Here is a 764-nt window from a genome sequence, read left to right as displayed (position 1 = left end):
CTCCGGATAAGGCACGGGCGTAATCTGCCAGTGTTTTCTTGTTGGTTGCTGCACCATCCTCTTCCTGCAGGCTCGCCAGCAGCGCACTGAGATCCAGCTGCCAGCGGGAAATACTGATGCGCAGCGCCGCCAGCGCATAAACGAAGCAGTCGAGTGCCTCATTGCGTCGCTTTTTGCTGTCCCACAGTATTTTTTTCCTGCCATCCACCCATTTTTCGACCTGCTCTTCAGCAGTCAGCTGCTGCGCTTCGGTCAGATCAAAAATATCCGGGTTATTCGGGAAGTGAACGGCACCGGGAAGCGGTTCATCCCCTTCCGGCGTCAGTGTGAAGCGGTTATAAATCTGCTCTTTCGCGGTATCCGTACCGATTTCGGTAAGGTAAACCCCGTTTTTGTTTCGCTTACGTGGCATGCTGGCCACCGGCTTTCCGTAGACGGATGCCCCTTTAATGGGGATCACCCGGAACAGCCCATGTTTTTTCGAGCGTTCATACACAATGGTCGGGTCAATCCCGCCAGTATCCCAGCAGATACGGGATATCGACATTTCTGCACCATTCCGGCGGGTATAGGTTTTATTGATGGCCTCATCCACACGCAGCAGCGTCTGTTCATCGTCGTGGCGGCCCATAATAATCTGCCGGTCAATCAGCCAGCTTTCCTCACCCGGCCCCCATCCCCATACGCGCATTTCGTAGCGGTCCAGCTGGGAGTCGATACCGGCGGTCAGGTAAGCCACACGGTCAGGAACGGGCGCTGAATAA

1 protein-coding gene is annotated in these 764 nt (G+C 55.2%); it reads right to left on the bottom strand.

All coding sequences use genetic code 11. The features are described 5' to 3' along the window. On the bottom strand, positions 1–764 hold a 764-nt coding region (locus tag P3R27_RS14480; protein ID WP_301399143.1), incomplete at both ends, for a terminase gpA endonuclease subunit.

Source organism: Enterococcus spodopteracolus, assembly GCF_030441955.1.
GTDB classification, from domain to species: domain Bacteria; phylum Bacillota; class Bacilli; order Lactobacillales; family Enterococcaceae; genus Enterococcus_B; species Enterococcus_B spodopteracolus.
Note: the sequence above shows the minus strand (reverse complement) of the source record. Positions and strands in the feature narration are given on the sequence as shown.